Source organism: Clostridium sp. OF09-36, from assembly GCF_003481985.1.
Classification (GTDB): Bacteria; Bacillota; Clostridia; order Lachnospirales; family Lachnospiraceae; genus Brotaphodocola.
Window position 1 is genome coordinate 22,799 of record NZ_QUMD01000016.1, and the last position, 21,371, is coordinate 44,169.

The following is a 21,371-nucleotide window of genomic DNA, read 5'->3' on the forward strand; positions in this document are numbered from 1 at the left end:
TTAATTGTTCATGACAAAAAAATGACAATTTTGTCATAATCCCACATAATTTGTTTCTATGTCTTTTTATTCTTTGCAGCATCCTTTCTCAAGCAGGTTCAGCCAGATTTCCCGCCGCTCCACCTCGTCTGCTTCCCCGTTTCCTTCTGCCTGGAAATGCAGGAATGGCACCGGGGAATCGTGTTTCATCATCTCGATCACGGATCCGGCGTTGGCATAGGTCGGAAGCAGCAGCATATTTCCTGCCCCGCCGGGTATCACATTCGCAGCCAGACTGCACAGGTAACGGATGTTTCCGCCAACCACCTCCGGATACGCCTTCTGCAGTCCGGCAAACGCTTCTTCCAGAGTTTCCTTTTCTCCCCAGATATCCCGGTACGTTTCCCGGAACCAGGTAAGCTGTTTCGTTGCTTCCTGCGGAATTTCTTTTTGACTCTCCCGGATCCAGAACCAGAGATATTCGGAAAGCATCATCGGAACCGGCAAAAATCCATGTTTTCTCACGGCATCTGCCATATTCCGGTTGAGATCATTGCTGTTTAATACCATGGCGGACCCAAAAAGGAATACCCGCTTCTGTTTTTTCAGAATGTTTCCATTCCATGTTTCATGCCATGCTTTAAGCAGAGACTTTGTCTTTTCCCATGTCAGAGGAAACGTGATGTTTTCGATTGCTTGTTTCTGCTCGTTTTCTTCCATACAAAGAAGTGCATCTCCCAGCATGATAAGCTGCCAGATCTGCTGCCCGTCTTCCATCTGAAATAAGTGCTCTGTAAATGGAGTATATAGACTGACCTGTGCCGGATCTACTCCGGATTGCTTCAAAAGTGCCTGGATCACCATAGAAAACATGCCCTCTGCCTCGGCACCCTCGGTCTGCGGTACCAGATAGCAGCGCTGCTCAGGCTGGAGAGCCTTCACCAGGCAGCCCTCACGCCCCTCTTTCTGCGCTTTTTCTTCTTCCTGCAATGATTCTGCCTGCAAAACTCCACCTGCAATTTCATTCCACCTCTTCTCCTGGCGCAGGATCTGTCCTGCCATAGCAGAAAAGGTTGCATATTCTTTTGAGATACTTTCTGCTTTTCCGGTCTCCATGTCTTTTCGCGTATAATCCGGGCTGACATGAACCATATATCCCCGATTCCGCAGCCACCTTGCATAAAGTTCTGTGTAGACAGAAAGCGGCGGCAGATGCAAGACCGCATTCTTTTGCAATTTATGAAGCAGAGGGATGCCGTCGTACCCAGCCGCACAGCTTTCCCGCCTGTTGCTTCCCAGTTCGCTGCGTTCCTGTCCTCTGCGTTCCTGTCTGCCGCTTTCCGGGTTGCATTTTCCCCAGGCATTGTCCTCCCTCTTGCTGCTTTCCCGGTTCTCCACATGCTTCAGACTGTTCAAAAATGCCTCAATCCGTGTCACCACACCAACTGCCGACTGGTGTTCATCTACCTCCACAGACAGATATGGCTTCTCTCCCATGATCTCACGGAACAGATGAGAAATCATCGTGTCCGGTCCGCATCCATGATTGGTCAGATACACCGCATACAGATTCGGATGATTTTTTATGATCTTGGCTCCGGTTAAGATATGCTGGCTGAATGGCCAGTATAAATTCGGGTATTCCTCTGCGAGATACATGCTGTGTCCCTGAAGATGTGCAAGGTTTAATACCTTGCAGCCCCGTTTTAGAAGTTCACCTGGAATTCCCATATTCAGTACCGGATCTGAGATTCCGTAGTTCCGGGTGATGAGCACCAGAACCTTCTCATCCGGCTTTAAAGATGCCAAAATCTCTTTTCCAAGTTCTTCCGACTTCCGGTCACACAACTGCATAGCGGCAGCACCTTTTTTCATTGCCAGCTGACAGGCTTCCTGCTCTTTTCCCAGCCCGATTCCGGTCTGGATCATCGCCTTTGCCAGCTGCGGCTGTCCCATATCCATGTCAAGAACCGGTGCGAGAATCTGAATGCCGCGTTCCTTTAACTTCAATGTTTTCGCCACGATTTTTGGCGCGGTCTGCATGTAAACACAGCCATAATTGTGCTCTACCCCGGATGTTTCATGCCGGATGGTACGGATGCAGGGAAGGAACATATAGTCTACCCCTTTTCGCGCCAGCCATTCCATATGCCCGTGAAGCAGTTTCACCGGGTAACAGGTTTCCTCCTGCGTCACATCCTGGCTGATGCGGATGATCTCCTCGCAGCTTTCTTCCGATAACAGAACGTTAAATCCGAGCTGGGTAAAATACTGGTACGCCATCGGGAAAAATTTATACATCATTAAGGACTGCGGGATACCGATCGTTTTCCGGTCCGGCAAAAGCGTTCCATCATACCCGGCATAAAACCATGCGCGGTTTTTCTTATAGATTTCCTCATTTCTTTCCTGGTCGCAGGTGCATTTTTCCGAAGCATCCCTGGCTTCCAGCGCCGCTCCGTAAGCACCGGTCACGTCATAATAAGGTGTGATGCGAAGCCGGTTGCCCAACATTTCATAAAAAGCAGAAACAATTCCTTCGTTATGGATAATGCCGCCCTGCAGACAGACCACCTGTCCCACTTTCTTATTGACTACCACACGGTTTAAATAATTGCGCACAATGGAACGGCAGAGCCCAGCGCAGAGATCTTCCTTCCCCGCGCCCGCCGCAAGCTCTGATAAGATTTTTGACTCCATCAGCACCGTGCAGCGTTCGCCAAGCTCCACCGGATGTTTTGCCCCCAGCGCCATCGGCCCAATCCCGGAAAGTGGAATTCCTAACCGCCCTGCCTGCTCCTCAATAAACGAACCGGTTCCAGCCGCGCAGACCTTGTTCATCTCAAAATCCACGACCTGACCGTGCTTCACGGAAATGTATTTCGAATCCTGACCGCCAATCTCAAAGACCGTGTCTGCGTCCGGGTTTAAGAACGATGCCGCCCTGGCCTGCGCCGTGATTTCATCCAGAATCTGGTCCGTTCCCAGCTTCTTTGCGATCAGATAACGGCCAGATCCCGTCACTGCGGTCTGGACAATGGCGGTTCCTGCCATATCTATGGTTGGTTTTAATACTTCCAGGCCTTCCTCGACAGCCCGGGCCGGGTTGCCTGAAGTGCGGATATAGCAGTAATCCAGCACTTCCTGGTTCTCCCCGATCAGCACCAGGTTGGTGCTGGTAGAACCCACATCCACCCCAAGCCACATTGCTTCTCCCGGCTTTGGTGCCCGGGTCTTGTGAAGCTTCGCCTTCTCGTAAGGAAACGCAGGAAGCCTCTTCCCCTCAGACTTTCGTTTTATTTCCCTGCTGCAGTCGCAGAAAGCCGCCATACCATCACAGGTGCCCTCACAGGAAGACACCATCACCTTACCTGCGTCCTCACATAGCCTTTCCCAGTCCACACGCACCTTCCGCTCCATGGCAATCACAGCCAGACCAGCCGCGGAAACAATGGTTCCACCATCATCACAGAGCAGTTCTCCTTCTTCCAGCCCAAAAATCTCTTTCACTGCCCGGATCACCCCGCGGTTATTTACCACACCGCCAGACAAAAGTACCGGTCTGTGCACCGGAAGTTTGCGCACTACTGAAGTTTTAAAATTCCTTACCACCGCGTAAGCCAGGCCCAGAAGGATATCCTCTGCGGATACTCCCTCCTGCTGCCGGTGGATCAAATCGGTCTTTGCAAACACACTGCAGCGTCCTGCAAGCCGCGGAACACTGGCGGCGCGGTCTGTATATTCAGAATAAGATTCCAAAGGTAATCCCAGACGATACATCTGATCTTCAAAAAATGCCCCTGTTCCTGCTGCGCATTCTCCGTTTACCGCATACTCCAGCACCTGGTCATGTCCAAGTCCCGTCAGAAAGCAGGAGGTCTGTGCACCGATTTCCAGAATGCTCTGTGCCTTTGGATAAAGCAGTTTCTGTCCTGCCAAAAGCGCCATCACCCGGTCTGCCATCTCCCTCTGTCCCGCTTTGGGAAAAAGAAAAGCCGCAGCACTGTTTCCTGCGGCATAGTCGATGGTTCCCGGATTGGTACGGTTCAATTCCTGCTTCATGTCTTCCAGCATTCTGCCAAGCACAGCCTTGGCTTCTCCCTTATGCAGCGCGTAACGGCTGTAGATCAGCTTTCCATCTTCCACTACCGCCAGGGAAATACTTCCCGCTCCCGCATCAATTCCCAGTCCTCTCATTTCTTTCCTCTCTCCTTTTCCAATGCTTCCTATTACATATTGGCAAAATTCTCAGCCGCAGCTGCACCATACAAAATTTTCTGTTCAGAAACTTCCTAACCGATCAGCCGGATCATTTCTGCTTTCGCCTCGACCAGGTTTTTTATACTGAGATCACGAAGTCCTTCCTGACGTGGAAGCCGGATTTCTTTCACCACAAACGACGGTCTCGGACCAAATATCAGGATCCGGTCTGCAATCTGCAGCGCCTCGTCCATATCATGCGTAACAAACAGCACGGAGTTCTGCTCCTGCTCCCAAAGTTTCTTCAGGTGCGTGAGCATTTCCTGGCGAAGAGTGTAATCCAGTGACTTAAACGGCTCGTCCATCAAAAGGAGCTCGCTTCCATAGTAGAATGCCCTTGCGATCCCGCACCGCTGCCGCATACCGCCACTCAGCTGCTCCGGATAATAATCCTCAAATCCGGTCAGATGCACCTGATCGATAAGCTGGGCAATCCGCGCCTCGTCGGTATCGTCCCGCACCACCCGGATATTGTCATATACCGTCAGCCACGGAAGAATCCGGTCTTCCTGAAACACATACCCCGTTTTTTTCGCCCGGTTTCTGATCTGCCCCTCATAATCACCGGTAATTCCCGTGATCAGGTTCAGAAGCGTTGATTTTCCACAGCCGGAAGGACCCACAATGGCCGTGATTTCTTTTGGCTCCACACGGAGATTTAAATGCTCCAGAACCGGCAGGCCACCGAATTTTTTTCCAAGATCTATCACATCCAGCATACTGCCCCGTTCCTTTCCTATATTATTCATTTCGCTGTACCGCATGTTTTTTGCAAAGAAGCAGCTTTCCGGCAAGAACCACTGCATAGTAAATCCCCACCATGATCACAGTCCAGGCAATGACCGTCTCCGGCTCAATATTCAGCCGCGCTGTCATGATCTGTCCGCCAATCCCCGACGTCGTAGTCAGCACTTCTCCCATCACGACCGTTTTGCATGCCATACCGACTGCAATTTTCAGGCCGGACGCAAAATACGGGGTTACCGACGGGATCAGGATATAGCGAAGTTTTTTCCAGACAGAAAATCCAAACACGCTTCCCATCTCCAACAACTTCCGGTCAATCGCCGAAATGCCGTCACAAATGCAGATAAACATGGTCGGAACCACCGCCATCACTACTATGAAAATGCTTGCCCGTCCGTTGAATCCAAACCAGATAATCGCCAGAATCAGCCAGGAAATCGGCGGCACGACCTGGATAATGCCGAGTACCGGCTGAATGAGCTGGCGGACCGGTCTGAGCACACCGCCAAACAAACCTGCCAGACAGCCAATCCCGATCCCGATTCCCAGACCGCAGACAAGGCGCACCATCGTTTTCCCAATCTCACACCAGAGTTTTGCAGAGCTTAAAATTTCAGCCACCTTTGCAGCCACCGCAGGAATCGGCGGCACGACCAGTGGGGAATAAAGATTGCTCATTCCCCACCAGAGTCCAAGCACCAGAGCCGCTGCCGCGATCCGGTACCTGTTTGCTGTCATACAAGTCTTCATCCGCTCCTTGTTTGATGTCATGCAGGTCTTCATCCGGTACTTATTTGCTGTAATACATGCCTTCATCCGGTACTTTGCCTCCGATCATGGACGGATCAAAATCGTTCAGAAGCTGATAGAAACCATCCAGGTCAGTCTTCGCGTCTGCCGCATTTTTATAGATCAGACCCATGTTCGGGATTGCTTTTTCTACCAGCGCAGCCTTAAGTCCAAGCTTTTCCTCTGCCAGTGCTGCAGCATCTGCCGGGTGTTCCAAAACCCAGTTTAAAGATTCCTCATAAGCAGCTTCAAACTCTGTCACCAGCTCCGGTTTTTCAGAAATAAATGTTTCTGTCGTTCCAAGTCCTGCATTCGGCACGATGGAATCTTCTCCTTTTACTTTCTTCCATTCATCTTCGAAGGAAAATGCGACACGCACCTGGTCATTGTTCATCTTTGCTGCCGTTACCTGCGGTTCGATGAGAGTTGCATACTCGATCTTACCCGCTGCCATCATCTGGGAAATCTCTGCGGTAGTGGAATAAACAATCTCGACATCCTCACCAGCCTTTAAACCAGCTTCATTTAAAAAGAACTGGGTTAAGGCATCTGGCGGGGAAGACTGGAGCGGAACATACACGGTCTTGCCCTTTAACTGGGACCATTCCGTCAGATTTGGATCCGTCGTGATAAAGTAGGTTACACCCCAGGTATTGACATTGGTCAGGCGCACCGGAAGTCCTTTGTTATAAAGCTTTGCCGCTACCGTAAGCGGAAATGCAAACATATCATGCTCCCCATCCTGCACCATGGCGATCAGCTGCTCCGGCGCATCCCAGATATCCAGTTCCATCTTTACGTTATCGCCCAGCAGTCCGGCATCTGCCATATGAAGAAGCGGAAGTGTCGGCGGTGCTTTCGGTACTGCCAGTTTTAAAACCACGTCTTCTCCGTTTCCAGCTTCTTCTCCGGATTCAGCAGCTGTCTTTTTCCCGTTTTCATCCGCTTTCTTTTCAGATGCTCCAAGGCTGTCAGCACCACTATTTTCGGAACTGCCATTCTCAGCGCCGCCATTTTCTGAGCTTTCTGCCGCTGCTTTCGTTTCTGCTTCTGTCTCTGCAGTGCTTCCGCCTGATCCCTGACATGCAGTCAGCGCCAGCATCGCCACGGCCGCAAGTCCGATCAGTAACTTTGATTTTTTCATTGTATTTTTTCCTCCCCTTTGTTATAGTGGTTAGTAATTGCTAACATTAGTTAGTGAACGCTAACTAGAATAGCAAAGATCAAACGTCATTTCAGTTGCCGCGGCAACAAGGAGGCTTTCATGAGAAATTATTATCAACTACTGATGAAAAATCCATTATTTATGGGAATCCCGGAAGAAAAAATGGAGCCGGTACTCCAGTGTTTAAAAGCAAAAAAGAAAGTATTTACCAGCAGGACCCTGCTGTTTTCTTCTGATGAACCAATTCCCTGTCTTGGGCTAGTCTTAAACGGATATGCGGAAATTTTTCTGACTGACCCGGACGGCAACCATACCCTGATCACCCAGGCCTGCGTCGGTGAGCTGTTCGGTCATGCCCTGGCCGTTGCCCATGCCTCTGCCAATATCTTTGAAATTTTCACCTCAGAAAAGGCAGAAATTTTATTCTTGTATGTGCCGGAATTTACTTCCCTGCAAAACTGTAACTGCACCTACCGTTTTAAAGTCATGGAAAACCTGATGCAGCTGATCGCCAAAAACAACATGGAACTGATGATGAAGATCCGCATCCTGACCCAGGGATCTCTGCGAAAAAAGCTGCTGCTCTATTTCTCCATCTTATCCAGACAGCAGCATTCTGCCACCATCACACTGCCGTTCGGGCGTGATAAGCTGGCAAACTACCTGTTTTGTGACCGGAGCGCTGTTTCCAGAGAGCTTGGGCGAATGGACCGGGAAGGTCTGATCCAGCTCGGAAAAACAAAAATTATGCTGACCGGATGTCTTCCTGCCCAGCACCCGGTTATACAGACAGAATAAATTTTACTGCCGGAACTGGATCGTATGGATCTGTCTCGTTTTGCCTCTGCTATCGTCCTTTCATCACCATATCCCGGAACCGTTTGGCGGCGGTCCCGCTCTCACGGTTTGTGTCGTAGAGCATGCAGATCAGGCGTTCCGGGATACTCTCTTTTAGCGGGATTTCAACTACCCGCCCCTCTTCCAATGCCTGCGCTGCCAGTTCATACGGAAGAAATCCGATTCCAAGATTTTTTTCCACCATTGGAAGGATCAAATCTGCGGTTGCCACTTCAATATCCGGCTGCATGGTCAGGCCATGCTGCAGATAAAAATGGCTGTAAAAATCGTAGCTGCTCGTATGGCGCTCCAGCGAGATCAGGGAATATGGTTCCAGACTTTTTAACTCGTTTGTTTTCTGGGAAAGGCTTTCCAGCCGTCTTCCTGCAATCAGTACATCATAAAAAGATTTCACCAAAACCACATGGTCTGCCACTCCCTCCAATTCTTTCTGATCCGCTGCAGTAACCACAGCCAGATCGATGATTCCCTCTTTTAAGGCTTTCGCTGCGCCTGGCGTGGAATAATTATAAATTTTCAGCCGGACTCCCGGATAGTTTTCGTGAAATGCCCGCAAAATCTCCATCAGATATAAGTGCAGTGCCGTCTCGCTGACACCGATCACAATGCTGCCGTCCTGCAGGGCCGCACTCTGGCGTACCTCTTCCTCCCCCAGTTCAATCTGTTCGAAGGCCACCGCCACTCTCCGGTAAAGCCGTTCGCCTTCTTCTGTCAAAGTAATTCCCCGGTTTGAGCGCTGCATCAGCTTGCAGTCAAGCTCCGTTTCCAGAATCCGGATAATCCGTGTGATGTTTGGCTGGTTGCTGTACAGAAGCTCCGCGGCTTTGGTGAAGCTTCCGTAGCGGGCCACGTAATAAAAAATCTTATAGTGTTCGAAATTCGCTGCCATGCATGTCTCTCCTTCTGTTCTTCTGTTCCCTTTTTGCTTCCTCTAAACTTTCTTTGCAATTCCATAATCTGAATTGCACTCGCCACTTTGCACAAAATGTCTTCACGTACTATTTTTATCTTACTATATATTTTTTATATAGTAAATATATGAACTATATATTATCTATCTAATTTGATCACGGTTATAATAAAGCACGGTTAGAAAATCATTGAAACGAAAGAAGGAATTATTATGGCAGACTCCATGAATTTAAAACAGCCTCTGATCTGCATCGGTCGTGAATACGGCAGCGGCGGACGTGAGATCGCAGAAAAGCTTGCAGAAAAGCTAGGCGTTCCTTATTACGATAAACTGCTCATCCGGAAAGCCGCAGAGGAAAGCGGATACACGGAACACTTTTTAAGCCAGAATGAGGAGCAGCCTTTCTCGATTGGCAGTCTGCTCACCGGAAATCCATTTGCAGATACCGTCAGCATGGCTCATGCATTCTACCCGGAAAGCCAGATGGCGTTTGACGCAGAGCGTCATGCGATCCAGGATATTGCCCAAAAGGGTGGAGGTGTTTTCGTAGGACGCTGTGCTTCTTCCATTCTGGATGGCCGAAACGACATGCTGTCCGTTTTCATCTACGCCAAAGAAGATGACAAACTCAAACGTGTCATGAAACGAAACCAGATGGATGAAATGACCGCAAAAAAACGTCTCCAGAAGGTTGACCGGATGCGGAAACGCTACTTTGACTTTTATGCCGACACCCACTGGGGTGAATCCGAAAGCTATGACATGATGTTAAGCAGCAGCCAGTTCGGCATCGACGGATGCGTAGAGCTGATCCTGCAGTGCTTAAAGCTGCGTGAGCAGCACGCAGAAGCATAGGCCGAAACGCTATAGCCAGTGCCCCGAAACATAAGCAACGCTCTGGCAAATCCGTTTTTAAACATAAACAATTAGCATAAAAAGGGAAGGAAGGTACAAAACCCATGAACAAGGATCTGACCGTGGGAGAACCCCAGAAAGTATTGTGGCAGTTCTGTCTGCCCCTGTTCGGAAGCATCATCTTCCAACAGCTTTATAACATTGCCGACAGCCTGGTAGCCGGAAAATTCGTCGGCGAAAACGCACTGGCTGCTGTCGGAAACAGCTACGAGATCACCCTGATCTTCATTGCATTCGCATTCGGATGCAACATTGGATGCTCCGTCATCGTATCCCAGCTCTTCGGTGCCAAACAATACAGCGAAATGAAGACCGCCGTTTACACCACACTGATTGCAGGTGCAGTGCTCTGCGCGGTACTGATGGCAGGCGGACTGGCACTCTGCCGCTCACTTCTGGAGCTGATCAACACCCCGGCAGAAATCCTCGATGACTCCATGCTCTACTTAAATATCTATATTTTAGGACTGCCATTTTTGTTCTTTTATAATATTGCAACCGGAATCTTCTCCGCACTGGGCGACTCCAAAACCCCGTTCATTTTCCTGGCCGCATCCTCAACCTCCAACATCGCAGTGGATATTCTGTTTGTCACTGCCTTCAAGATGGGCGTAGCCGGTGTTGCATGGGCAACCTTCCTTTGTCAGGGTGTCAGCTGTATCCTCGCAATCCTGGTTGTTTTGCGCAGACTGGCTGGTGTCAAGACCGAACGCCGTGCCGCCATCTTCTCCTGGCGTCTGCTCGGCAAGATCTCTGTCATCGCCATTCCTAGTATCCTGCAGCAGAGCTTCATTTCAGTCGGAAACATCATCATCCAGAGTGTCATCAACAGCTTTGGTGCCAGCGTCATTGCCGGTTACTCCGCATCGGTAAAATTGAACAATCTGGTCATCACATCCTTCACAACACTGGGAAACGGTATCTCCAACTACACCGCACAGAACATCGGTGCACAGAAAATGGACCGTGTCAAGGAAGGCTTCCTCGCCGGTTTAAAGCTGGTATGGCTTCTCTGCCTGCCGCTGTTCCTCGCCTACTTCTTCGCCGGACGTTACCTGGTATTCCTCTTCATGGATAACTCCACCGGCCCGGCTATCGATACCGGAATCCAGTTCTTGCGGATCCTCTCTCCGTTCTACTTTGTAGTCTCCGCAAAGCTGGTAGCTGACGGAATCTTAAGAGGTGCCGGACTCATGAGAAACTTCATGATTGCCACCTTCACTGACCTGATCCTGCGTGTGGCACTTGCCATTGGACTTGCAAAAGTCTTTGGATCTATCGGAATCTGGTGTGCATGGCCAATCGGATGGACCGTCGCCATGTGCATGTCCGTTTGGTTCTATAAACGCGGACCGTGGAATCGGAAGTAACAATTTAACACAGTAAATCAAAGGGGCGAAAGTTCCCACAGCCTTTTTTGACGCTGGTCAGACGACGTTGTCGTTCACGCATGCGTGCCAGCAATGAGATTTTTCTTTCTGCTTTACAAAATCCGCTGACCGGCAGCATATTTGGATAGAACCTCTCGTTCATCCCCCAGATAAACGATCCGTTCCAGACGCTGCCGGATACTAAGCGGCTGCGGATGTTCAAGTCTTGCATCGTCCAGCACTACCGCATCCAATTCATACCCCGGTTCAAAGCTTCCCACCTGACCAAAGAAGGAACCTCCTCCCTTCGTCGCCAGATAAAATACTTCCTCCAGCGTCAGTGGCTTTAACGTCTGGTCGGTCAGGCGCCAGCGCAGCTTGCTATCCTGAATCGCATGGCGCATGGCCACAAACATATTTTCCGTACTGCCTCCCGCCACATCGCTGCCAAGTCCCACCGGAATCTGCTCCTCCAGGTAGCGGCGTACCGGCGCGACCCCGGAAGAAAGGTTGGTATTCGACTCCGGACAATGTGCAATAAACACACCATTTGCCTTCATCCGCTGAATTTCTTCTTCACCAGAGTGAACACAATGCGCCATGATCGTGCGGCACGCTCCGCCAAACATGCCAAAATGTTCGTAGGCATCCCCATAAAACTTTGACCAGGGGCAAAGCCTCTGTACCCAGGCAATTTCTTCCTGGTTCTCAGACAAATGCGACTGCACCGGAAGTCCGCTCTCTTTCTGGATGCCATGTAAAAGTTCCATCAGTCGTCACTGCAGCTTGGAATAAAACGGGGAGTCAGAATCGGCTGCACATGGCCGTAATGCCTCTCTGCCACCGCCCGAAGCCATGCCTTTGTCGCCTCAGCCGCTTCCTTTGCAGATGCTTCACGCAAGTAATCCGGACTATTGCGGTCCATATTCACCTTGCCCACCATAGCTGCAATCCCGGCCTCCTCGAGCTGATCCATCAGAAGCAGGGTTGCCTCGTTGTGGATCGTGGCAAATGCGCAGACTCTTGTAGTGGCACTGCGCCTTATATGGTCTGTAAAAATGCGGTAGGATTTCTCTGCATATTCCAGATCCTGGTACTTGCTCTCCTCCGGGAAGGTGTTCGTCTCCAGCCATTCCAAAAGTTCCAGATCCATGCTCATTCCCCGAAATGAGTACTGGGGTGCATGGACATGCAGATCGGTAAGACCGGGGATGATCAGCCTTTCACCAAAGTCCTCTACTGGTATTTCCCGGAATTTTTCCGGGAGAGCTGCGTAGATTCCCTCAACCTTTCCGTCTTCGCAGACCAGATAATGCTGCATGGCAATCTCTATCGTGCCGATCTCTTTTGTGTAAATGAGATTTCCTTTCAGGGCGAATATTCGTTTTCCATTCATAGCATTCTTCCTCCCTCTTGCCGCTTCGCCGAGTGCACATCTCCACGGAGCAGTTTTTGTTTCATAGGGCGCAAGTTCCTATCATATAAAAAGAGCTCCGCTCACGCGGAACTCTCATCGATCTTCAAAAGCAATACACAGCCGCATGGACGCACCGGCTTCGCCGGTTCATGTAACTATGTAGTCAACTCTTTACGGTAGTTGGTAGAGACTCTGGACCCATCTCCAGGATATACAATCACGTTACCCGTTTATGAAATTGTTATAATCTGTTTTGTATGTATTACAGTACAACCTTAACATATCCTGTGCATAAAGTCAATCTGCATTCCAGATTCGGCAAAATCCCGTTGCTGGGCACGCATGCATGAACAGTAACAAATCTGCTGCCAGCGTTAATCCTGCTTTTCTTCTGCCGTCCGCAAAAGTCCGATCTGAATGGTTACGCAGGCTGCGATCACCAAAAAGAACGGATACACGGAATACGGGAAAATGGAAAGCGGGGAGATCTTCGCCATTTCCGATGTGATCAGCATACCGCCGTCGTGCGGCATAACCGCCAGAAACGCGCAGGCAAAAATATCAACCAGACTCGCCAGGCGCTTCGGCGCGATCTTAAATTTGGAACCAATCTCCTTCGCGATCGGACAGCTGACGATAATCGCGATCGTGTTATTGACCAGTGCCGCAGAAAGAATACCGGACAAGAAGCCAATGCCATATTCCGCCTGTTTGCGGTTTTTCATGTGTTTGGTAATGGTATCGATCATCCACTCGATGCCGCCGTAGTAACGCACCAGCGCAATGATTCCGGATACTAAAATTGCCACGATGCTGATGCTGAACATATCGGCCATGCCATCGCCTACTGCCATGGCAATGTCAAAAAATCCTGCAGTTCCCTGAAGCAGACCAACCACAAAGGTCATAAGGATTCCAATAAATAACACGATTACAACGTTGATTCCCATCAGTGCGGAAGCAAGCACCACCAGATACGGCAAAATCTGGAAAATGTCGTAAGCACCGGCTTCGATATTTCCGCCTCCCACACCACCTGCCACTGCATAAAAGATGATCGAAGCAATTGCAGCAGGCAATGCAATAAAGAAGTTCATGCAGAACTTATCCTTCATCTGGGAACCGCAACCTTCTGCTGCTGCAATCGTCGTGTCAGAGATTATGGAAAGGTTATCTCCGAAGTAAGAACCGCCGATGACTGCCGCACAGACGATTGCCGGGTTCAGTCCTGCTCCTTCTGCAACACCAATGGCAACCGGTGCCATGGCTGCAATGGTTCCCATGGATGTTCCGATCGAGGTGGAGATAAAGCAGCACATCAGAAACACGCCCGGAACCAGAAAGCGCACCGGAATGTAATGTAGGCACAGATTGATGACGGAAGATTTTCCGCCAATGGCTGCTGCCCCGCCCTGGAAGCCGCCTGCCATCAGATAGATCAGCACGATCATCATAACGCCGCTTCTTCCCATTCCTTCGGTCAGAATGTCAATCTTTTCTGATACCTTCACATCACGCGCCAGAAGAAGTGCAGACGCGATTCCGACAAACAATGCCACATGGCGCGGGAAATAGCCAAACGGGGGTTCACTTAGATAAAGATACCACATCAATCCCACGCTGACTTTTGCTCAACCGATACAGCCGGAGGGCTGGATAACAAGAAAAGGCGGTATGCGCCCCGTGGAGGGGTAGCGTACCGCCTTTTCTTGTGGGGGTTTCCAAAGGGGGCAACGCCCCCTTTTGGCACACGACTTTGCGAAGCAAAGTGTAGTGTGTTATACGCTCTGTCGGCGTTGCCGTGAAAATGCCGTTGCCGCCGGGGAGGGCAAGGGCATTTGAAGCGGCAGGAAAACAGGGCTGTGCTTGCGTGGCGTAGAGCCGTAAGCACAGGTCTGGTTTCAACAGCAGACTGGGCGTATATGAAAGCCCCCGTCCCTCGTCCTACGCTCCGACTTGTGGACAAAGTGTCCCGAAGTTGTGACCACACTCCCGGAAAAGTAGCAGGACAGCGGGCAACTGTCAAGGCTGAAATGAACGGATTTACACCCGGCCTTGACCGCCGCCCGCCGTCCCGCTAAATGGGTGGACAAGGCGGCCAATCCCCCAAAGTGCTTGGCCGCCTCTTTCTGATTTTGGAGCGTTTCTTTTCTAAAAATTGAAATGGGCGGGAAGCCATTTTAGGGCTTTCCCGCCTTGATTGCCCATCAGCAAAGACAGGCGGGACTGTCAACGGCGGCGCATGAAATGCGCCGTTCATCTTGACCGTTGACTGGATCGGCTGGCTTTGCTATTTGCTTGTATCAAGTATTAGCTTTTTGTTGAAGCAAGACTTTTGGCTAAATCAAAAGGCGTACAGAATGATTTTTGAGCATTCACTCTATTTCCAGCACCCCATTTTGCTAATCCAAAGTTTACATTTGCATGTTTAGCGCACTGCATGTCGTAGATACTATCGCCAATGTACAGTAACTCATTTGCTTGACATTTTGTCCATTCCATGTATTTCAACAGCGGGTCTGGTTCTGGTTTGTGTTGTAGCGTATCATCAGCACAGACTACGGTTTCAAAGTAAGATGATATATCAAATTTCTGAAAATCGCTTCTAAATTCTTCATGGGTTTTAGAGGTAACAATGCCTATGCCTAATTTTAATTCCGAAATAGCCTCAAGCAATTCCTTTATTCCGTGAAATACAGTAATTGTGTCCCTGTATTTTTCCATGTTCTTGTCCCACATGGATAGTGCTGACGCTATGTCGCTCACTCCCAAACGCTGCAAAGCATTTTCGCCGGTGATTCCTAAAGCAAATGTTAATTCTTTATCGGAGATTATCTTTCCGTTTATTGCTCTTATAGTATCTTGCAAAGAATGAATGACGGCATATTCTGTATCAATCAGAGTTCCGTCTACATCAAAAACAATCTGCTTATAACCCATAGAATTGTTCCTCCTTTTCCCTCGGTCTAATCAAAAAGAGTTGACCAGTTTTTGGTTCGATATGCTTCAAAACACATTTTTACTTGCTCTTCATTATTCTTTTCTGTGGCTAGTTCCGGCAGTTCATTTTCTGAAAAATATGCAAAGCCCGTAGTTTCTATATTTTTTTTGAACGCACCTCCGATAATGGTGCAAAGTACAAATATTTTACATACGCCATAAGCATATACTGGAAAGTTATGTTTAGAGCGGTCTTGAATTGCAATCACTTTATCAGCAGTTACATCTAAACCCGCTTCTTCTTTGACTTCCTTAATAGTATTTTCTTTGACAGACACATTTACATCAACCCACCCCCCGGGAAGTGACCATTTTCCGCTATTTTCTTTAACAAGAAGAATTTTTCCATTTTGAAAAATAGCGGCTCTGGTATCAAGTTTTGGCGTCTGGTATCCTGTTTCATTACAGAAAAGGTCTTTCACTTTTTGAACGGGTATATCTGTCTTATATGCCATTATCTCAGCAGAAATTTCCCGTATTCTTTCATAGCGTTCTCTATCAAAAATATCTTTCCCATAGGTCAATCCTGCTTGTGCAAGACTCTGTAATTCTATTGCCCATTCAAGCCATTGTTCTTTCATGGTTATCCTCCCCTGCTACTGTGATTTTCTTTGACAAAATATCAGTCATTTTTTTGCTCCATCACTTTCTTTAACAACTTTTGAAACAAGTCGGAAGTTTCTTCATCCATCGGTGCAAGCTGGCCGATCTGTCCGGTTATCATCGCCGTTACATCATCAATGGAAAGCGGGTTTTGTTTCTGCTCCGCCAGTGCGTCCTGCATGGCTTGGAACATAGTGGCGGTCACAGCTTCTCCCGGCTGTTCCCCGTTGTCAATGTCTTTCTTAATATCCCGCAGGATAGCGAGGAACACATTTTTGATTTTCTCAATCTCTGCTTCATGTTCCCCCATCTTTTGGGCGTTCAAAAGCTGTAAATCCTGCTTTGCTTCCGCCCGGTGTTCCGGGTATTCTTTCATCAGGTCGGACAGGGAAGCCGTTGCTATCTCGATAAGCTGGTTTCTTGCTGTTATGCCCTTTGCCGCCGTGTCCTGAAAATAAATCCGTATCAAATCTATCAGCTTGGAAAAATTCCTGTGTTCCAACAGGCGATTGAGGATTTGCACATCAACAGCACCCGTCACAAGCCCCCTCACGGCTCCCTCTGACAAGCCTAATTCAGAAATATCGTAGCTTTTACGGACGCTCACGGTAGACAAGCCCAGTATGTAGTCTGTCGATACCTTAAATTCCTTTGCCACACCTATGAGAATATCACTGCTGACCGTTCTTGTTTCGCCGCTGACAATGCGGCTCAACTGGGAAGCGGAAACGCCTATCTTCTCCGCAAGTTCCTTTTGTGTGATGTGATTCCCGTTGCATAAATCGGAAATCCGCTGTCCGGGTGTTCCGGGTAAAGCCATAAATACGCACCTCCTCCGCATACTTCCATTATACAGAATGATTGCAAAAATGCAATTTCCAAAGTGTAAACTTCATCAAAGTGCAATTCTCGCAATATTCCGGGAATTGCATTTTTTTCGTGTAGACTTAGGGTAGTTCATCGATGGACAGCACCTTGAAAACAGAATGACCGTCCGAAAAGGAATACCCCGGCCAGGGAAGCACCGCAAGGAGCCGGACTTCGGGACAAAATGTCCCGAAGTTGTGGGGAGCGTGCCAATGCCGGAACACGCCGCAGAAATGGGGCAGGAAGCCTTTTCGGGAAGAACGGCAAAAGCGAAAAATGGAGGGACGCATGATAGAAAATCCATACAAACGCTTGCCGCCGCTGGAACGCAGACCGGACGGTTCCCTTTACCGCATGACCCCGGCGCAGAGGAAACGGGCAACTGCCTCATTCGCCGGGAATGCTGCAACTGTGAGGGTGGTAACTGTATCGCCCTTGACGATGGGGACACCTGCACCTGCCCGCAGACAGTTTCTTTCTCGGTCTGCTGTAAGTGGTTCCGCTGGGCGGTCTTGCCGCTGGACGGGACGCTGGAAGCGGAGATTTTCCGGGATAAGGACATGAAACGCTGTGCGGTCTGCGGGGCTGCTTTCGTCCCACGCTCCAACCGGGGGAAATACTGCCCGGACTGCACCGCCAAAGTTCACAGGCGGCAGAAAACAGAAAGTGAACGGAAAAGGAGGTCTGCTGTGGACAGTTAGGAGCGGAAAAAGCCTTGATTTATCAGGCTTCGCAAGCCCCAAACCGGGGCAGGTGGTATAAAATATCGCCCGCCCTGGAAAACGGGCTTCTAACCGTCCACAAAACGAACTATGACAAATACGATTTACATTCACCAGCCGGAACAGGCGTTCAGCTTCACCCGGCTCCCGAATTTCCTCTTTGAAGCCCCTACATTCAAGCCCCTGTCCAGCGAGGCAAAGGTTCTGTACGCCTTTATCCTGCGCCGGACAGAGTTATCCCGCAAGAATGGGTGGGCGGACGAGTACGGGCGGATTTATCTGTACTATCCCATCTGCGAGGTGGTTGACCTACTCCACTGTGGGCGGCAAAAAGCGGTAAACACCTGCGGGAACTGCAATATGCCGGACTGGTGGAAATCCAGAAACAGGGCTGTGGAAAACCCAACCGCATTTTCCCAAAATCCTATGAAGCGGTTCCAAACACCGACTTCAAGAAATCCCGTTCTGGTACGCCGGAGGGCTGAAAACCGTACCCATGAAGTACGGAAATCACTCCTGAGAAGTACGAAAACCGGACGGTATATAGAAATACAAAGATTAAAATGATTTATTTATATCCATTCCATTCCTATCGTATCAGAGATAATTCCGGCGGGATTTTCCTTGTGGACCCCCCCCGGATAGGAAAGGAATGGGGAAAGGAGCAGAATGGCACAACACGCAATTTTGCGGTTTGAGAAGCACAAGGGCAACCCGGCAAGGCCGCTGGAAGCCCATCACGAAAGACAGAAAGAACAATACGCCAGTAACCCCGACATTGACACAAGCCGAAGCAAATACAATTTCCATATCGTCAAGCGGTCGGGACGCTATTACCACTTCATTCAGAGCCGTATCGAGCAGGCCGGATGCCGGACAAGGAAAGACAGTACACGGTTTGTCGATACGCTGATAACCGCCAGCCCGGAGTTTTTCAAGGGGAAATCCCCAAAGGAGATACAGGCGTTCTTCCAAAGGGCGGCGGACTTCCTCATTGGCCGGGTAGGACGGGAAAATATCGTGTCGGCGGTGGTACACATGGACGAGAAAACGCCCCACCTGCATTTGACCTTTGTTCCGCTGACAAAGGACAACCGCCTGTGTGCAAAGGAGATTATCGGCAACCGGGCAAACCTGACGAAGTGGCAGGACGATTTTCACGCCTATATGGTGGAGAAATATCCTGACTTGGAGCGTGGGGAAAGTGCCAGCAAGACAGGCCGGAAGCATATCCCCACCCGGCTTTTCAAACAGGCGGTTTCCCTCTCCAAACAGGCCAGAGCTATTGAAGCCGCCCTTGACGGCATTAACCCATTGAACGCCGGAAAGAAAAAAGAGGAAGCCCTCTCCATGCTGAAAAAGTGGTTCCCGCAGATGGAGAACTTCTCCGGGCAACTGAAAAAGTACAAGGTCACAATCAATGACCTGCTGGAAGAAAACAAAAAGCTGGAAGCAAGGGCAAAGGCCAGTGAGCAAGGCAAGATGAAAGACCGCATGGAACGGGCAACGCTGGAAAGCGAATTACACAATCTCCGCAATTTCGTTGACCATATCCCGCCGGAAGTGCTGGCGCAGGTGAAACGGCAACAACGGTACACGACAAAGGACAGGTGATAGATATAAGCAGAAATTTTCGCCGCCCCTGTGCGGCATTGTACCTTGAAAACTGAATATGGAGGACACTGGATGGCAAAAAGCGAAAGCGATATTTTTACGCCCCGGACAGGGCAGGTCATACAAACAGAGAACGGCACGCAGTATTTTGTATGTGGGAACAACCGTATAAAAATCTCCGAACACTTCGCCGCAGGCGGGAAGCCCCTTGGTGATCTGATTGTAGATGTGGTGCGGCATACCGCAGAAAAAGCCGCTTCAACCTGATAGCCCATCATTGATAACACGCCCACGCTTATGATATAATTGCCATAGAGCAAAAGTATTGTAAGCGTGGGTTGTTTCTTTAGAAGGAGGATTTTTAACGGTGAAACAACCTTACAATACTACGATTTACAACACGGCGCTTTATATGAGATTGAGCCGGGACGATGAACTGCAAGGAGAAAGCGGGAGTATTCAGACACAACGCATGATGCTCCGGCAATATGCCGCCGAGCATGGCCTGAATGTCATAGATGAATATATCGACGATGGATGGTCTGGAACGAACTTTGACAGGCCGGATTTTCAGAGAATGATTGATGACATTGAGGACGGGAAAATCAACTGCGTTGTTACGAAGGATTTATCCCGCTTAGGCAGAAACTACATTCTGACCGGCCAGTACACGGAAATCTACTTTCCCAGCAAAGGCGTCCGCTATATCGCTGTCAATGACAATGTGGACACCATCAACGGAGAGAATGAGCTTGCCCCATTCCTCAACATTCTGAATGAAATGCACGCCCGCCAGACCAGCAAAAAGGTAAAGGCGGCCATGCGGACACGGTTCGCAAATGGCGCACACTATGGAGCCTATGCTCCGCTTGGCTATGTCAAAGACCCAGATAAGAAAGGCCATCTTCTGATTGACCCGGAAACAAGGTGGATTATCGAAAAGATTTTTGACCTTGCCGTTCATGGCCGGGGAGCCGCCAGCATTACACGGATTTTGGTCGAAGAAAAAGTACCTACTCCCGGCTGGCTGAATTTCCAGAGATACGGCACTTTCGCAAATATCTATGCCGGAGCGCCGGAGGAAAAAGCCTATGCGTGGACGATAGCGCAGGTGAAAAGTATTCTGAAAGAGGAAACCTATATCGGACACAGCGTCCACAATAAGCAGACCAATATTTCATTCAAAAACAAGAAGAAAGTACGCAAGCCAAAAGAGGAATGGTATCGTGTGGAGAACACCCACGAAGCGATTATTTCCGAAGATGTGTTCCGTCAAGTACAGGAGCAGATTTGCAACAGGCGCAGACGGCAGAAGAACGGCACAACACAGATATTTTCCGGGCTGGTAAAATGTGCGGACTGCGGCTGGTCGCTGGCCTATGGTATGAACAGCCAGAACAAAAATCCCTATGCCCACTACCATTGTAGCAAGTACGGGCAAGGATTGCACCAGTGTTCCATGCACTATATCCGCTATGATGTGCTTTACGCCTATGTCCTTTCCCGTCTGCAATACTGGTCTGTGCTGGCACAGCAGGATGGGGACAAACTTCTGAAACGGCTACTTAACGCCAGCGACAAGGAACGCAATACTGCAAGGAAGCGGCAGACAGCCGAACTGAAAAAGGCGGAAAAGCGCAAAGCAGAAGTAGACACCCTGTTTGCAAAAATGTATGAGGACTGGTCTGCCGGACGCATTACAGAATACAATTTCAATATGCTGTCCGAAAAGTATCAGGGCGAACAGCGAGAATTGGACGCAAAAATTGAACGGCTTCACGAAGCGATGGAGGTCGCCGCCCAGACAGCGGTTGACGCTGAAAAGTGGATAGGTCTGATGAAACAGTATGTCAATCCCACAGAATTGACGGCTGAACTTCTGAATACGCTGATTGAAAAAATCCTTGTCCATGAAGCGGTCAAAAGTGAGGACGGAAGCCGGGAACAGGAAGTGGAAATCTTCTACCGCTTTATCGGCAAAATCGAATGACACATCTTGAGATACCCAACAATATCTTTAACTAAGGGAAACGGGACTCTCCCATCCTAAAATGGAAAACGTAATTCCACATCCAATGTAAGTGGCTAAAAACAGCACAAGCGGAAGAAACGCCGCCGCGCCAAGATTCTTTTTCTTCTGTTCCATAACTAG

The 21,371-nt window shown here is 49.4% G+C and carries 18 protein-coding genes, 2 pseudogenes and 1 riboswitch; of the genes and pseudogenes, 8 read left to right on the forward strand and 12 right to left on the reverse strand.

The window, feature by feature from the left end; all coding sequences use genetic code 11:
- Positions 1-66 precede the first annotated feature (66 nt).
- From DXA97_RS12645 to DXA97_RS12660, 4 genes are all read right to left on the reverse strand, one after another.
- Positions 67-4,176 (reverse strand): acyl-CoA dehydratase activase, encoded by a 4,110-nt coding sequence (locus DXA97_RS12645; protein ID WP_118720457.1) that lies wholly within the window; start codon positions 4,174-4,176, stop codon positions 67-69.
- Between the two features lie 95 nt (positions 4,177-4,271).
- On the reverse strand, positions 4,272-4,988 hold the full coding sequence (locus tag DXA97_RS12650; RefSeq protein ID WP_243107654.1) for an ATP-binding cassette domain-containing protein: 717 nt from the start codon (positions 4,986-4,988) through the stop codon (positions 4,272-4,274).
- Positions 4,981-5,802 carry an ABC transporter permease subunit gene (locus DXA97_RS12655; RefSeq protein WP_118720461.1) on the reverse strand — a complete coding sequence of 274 codons (822 nt, stop codon included), beginning with the start codon at positions 5,800-5,802 and terminating at the stop codon, positions 4,981-4,983. Before DXA97_RS12655 ends, DXA97_RS12650 begins: the two co-directional genes overlap by 8 nt.
- Positions 5,777-6,919, reverse strand: coding sequence for an ABC transporter substrate-binding protein (locus DXA97_RS12660; protein ID WP_243107655.1), 1,143 nt, complete (start codon positions 6,917-6,919; stop codon positions 5,777-5,779). The genes DXA97_RS12655 and DXA97_RS12660 overlap by 26 nt, the downstream gene beginning before the upstream one ends.
- Before the next feature lie 120 nt (positions 6,920-7,039).
- Between DXA97_RS12660 and DXA97_RS12665 the strand changes: the two genes are divergently transcribed.
- Positions 7,040-7,738, forward strand: a complete 699-nt coding sequence (locus tag DXA97_RS12665; RefSeq protein WP_118720463.1) for a Crp/Fnr family transcriptional regulator — start codon at positions 7,040-7,042, stop codon at positions 7,736-7,738.
- Positions 7,739-7,787: 49 nt separating this feature from the next.
- Here DXA97_RS12665 and DXA97_RS12670 read toward each other — a convergent pair whose 3' ends face one another.
- Entirely contained in the window at positions 7,788-8,687 is a 900-nt protein-coding gene (locus tag DXA97_RS12670; protein ID WP_118720465.1) for a LysR family transcriptional regulator, read from the reverse strand.
- 234 nt (positions 8,688-8,921) lie between these two features.
- Between DXA97_RS12670 and DXA97_RS12675 the strand changes: the two genes are divergently transcribed.
- Positions 8,922-9,566: a cytidylate kinase-like family protein gene (locus tag DXA97_RS12675; RefSeq protein ID WP_118720467.1), complete on the forward strand. Its 645-nt coding sequence runs from the start codon at positions 8,922-8,924 to the stop codon at positions 9,564-9,566.
- Positions 9,567-9,670: 104 nt separating this feature from the next.
- Positions 9,671-10,996, forward strand: a complete 1,326-nt coding sequence (locus DXA97_RS12680; RefSeq protein ID WP_118720469.1) for an MATE family efflux transporter — start codon at positions 9,671-9,673, stop codon at positions 10,994-10,996.
- Positions 10,997-11,109: 113 nt separating this feature from the next.
- Here DXA97_RS12680 and DXA97_RS22250 read toward each other — a convergent pair whose 3' ends face one another.
- The 6 genes from DXA97_RS22250 to DXA97_RS12715 all read right to left on the reverse strand — a co-directional run bounded on the left by DXA97_RS22250 (position 11,110) and on the right by DXA97_RS12715 (position 16,836).
- A complete protein-coding gene (locus DXA97_RS22250; protein WP_347561598.1) occupies positions 11,110-11,766 on the reverse strand; it encodes an amidohydrolase family protein in 657 nt (218 codons plus the stop codon).
- Positions 11,766-12,392, reverse strand: coding sequence for an amidohydrolase family protein (locus DXA97_RS22255; protein ID WP_347561599.1), 627 nt, complete (start codon positions 12,390-12,392; stop codon positions 11,766-11,768). The genes DXA97_RS22250 and DXA97_RS22255 overlap by 1 nt, the downstream gene beginning before the upstream one ends.
- 161 nt (positions 12,393-12,553) lie before the next feature.
- A riboswitch (purine riboswitch) is annotated at positions 12,554-12,650 on the reverse strand.
- 137 nt (positions 12,651-12,787) lie between these two features.
- Positions 12,788-14,023 (reverse strand): Na+/H+ antiporter NhaC family protein, encoded by a 1,236-nt coding sequence (locus DXA97_RS12690; protein WP_118720531.1) that lies wholly within the window; start codon positions 14,021-14,023, stop codon positions 12,788-12,790.
- A 700-nt stretch (positions 14,024-14,723) separates the two neighbouring features.
- The gene (locus DXA97_RS12705) at positions 14,724-15,353 is read right to left on the reverse strand and encodes an HAD family hydrolase (protein WP_118720471.1); all 630 of its coding nucleotides are present in this window, start codon (positions 15,351-15,353) and stop codon (positions 14,724-14,726) included.
- A 26-nt stretch (positions 15,354-15,379) separates the two neighbouring features.
- Positions 15,380-15,994, reverse strand: a complete 615-nt coding sequence (locus DXA97_RS12710; RefSeq protein ID WP_118720473.1) for an NUDIX hydrolase — start codon at positions 15,992-15,994, stop codon at positions 15,380-15,382.
- A 41-nt stretch (positions 15,995-16,035) separates the two neighbouring features.
- Complete coding sequence (locus tag DXA97_RS12715; protein ID WP_118720475.1) at positions 16,036-16,836, reverse strand: helix-turn-helix domain-containing protein; 801 nt, start codon at positions 16,834-16,836, stop codon at positions 16,036-16,038.
- Positions 16,837-17,171: 335 nt separating this feature from the next.
- Between DXA97_RS12715 and DXA97_RS12720 the strand changes: the two are divergent.
- From DXA97_RS12720 to DXA97_RS12745, 5 genes and pseudogenes are all read left to right on the forward strand, one after another.
- Positions 17,172-17,584, forward strand: a pseudogene (locus DXA97_RS12720) (cysteine-rich VLP domain-containing protein).
- A gap of 111 nt (positions 17,585-17,695) precedes the next feature.
- A pseudogene (locus DXA97_RS12725) lies at positions 17,696-18,090 on the forward strand (replication initiator protein A).
- Between the two features lie 184 nt (positions 18,091-18,274).
- Positions 18,275-19,219, forward strand: coding sequence for a MobV family relaxase (mobV, locus tag DXA97_RS12735; RefSeq protein ID WP_118720479.1), 945 nt, complete (start codon positions 18,275-18,277; stop codon positions 19,217-19,219).
- 72 nt (positions 19,220-19,291) lie between these two features.
- The gene (locus DXA97_RS12740; protein WP_015536347.1) at positions 19,292-19,486 is read left to right on the forward strand and encodes a hypothetical protein; all 195 of its coding nucleotides are present in this window, start codon (positions 19,292-19,294) and stop codon (positions 19,484-19,486) included.
- A 100-nt stretch (positions 19,487-19,586) separates the two neighbouring features.
- Positions 19,587-21,209, forward strand: coding sequence for a recombinase family protein (locus tag DXA97_RS12745; RefSeq protein ID WP_024404582.1), 1,623 nt, complete (start codon positions 19,587-19,589; stop codon positions 21,207-21,209).
- Positions 21,210-21,236: 27 nt separating this feature from the next.
- Here the strand turns inward: DXA97_RS12745 and DXA97_RS21610 are convergent, their stop codons facing one another.
- Complete coding sequence (locus DXA97_RS21610; RefSeq protein ID WP_279221168.1) at positions 21,237-21,365, reverse strand: hypothetical protein; 129 nt, start codon at positions 21,363-21,365, stop codon at positions 21,237-21,239.
- Positions 21,366-21,371: the final 6 nt, after the last annotated feature.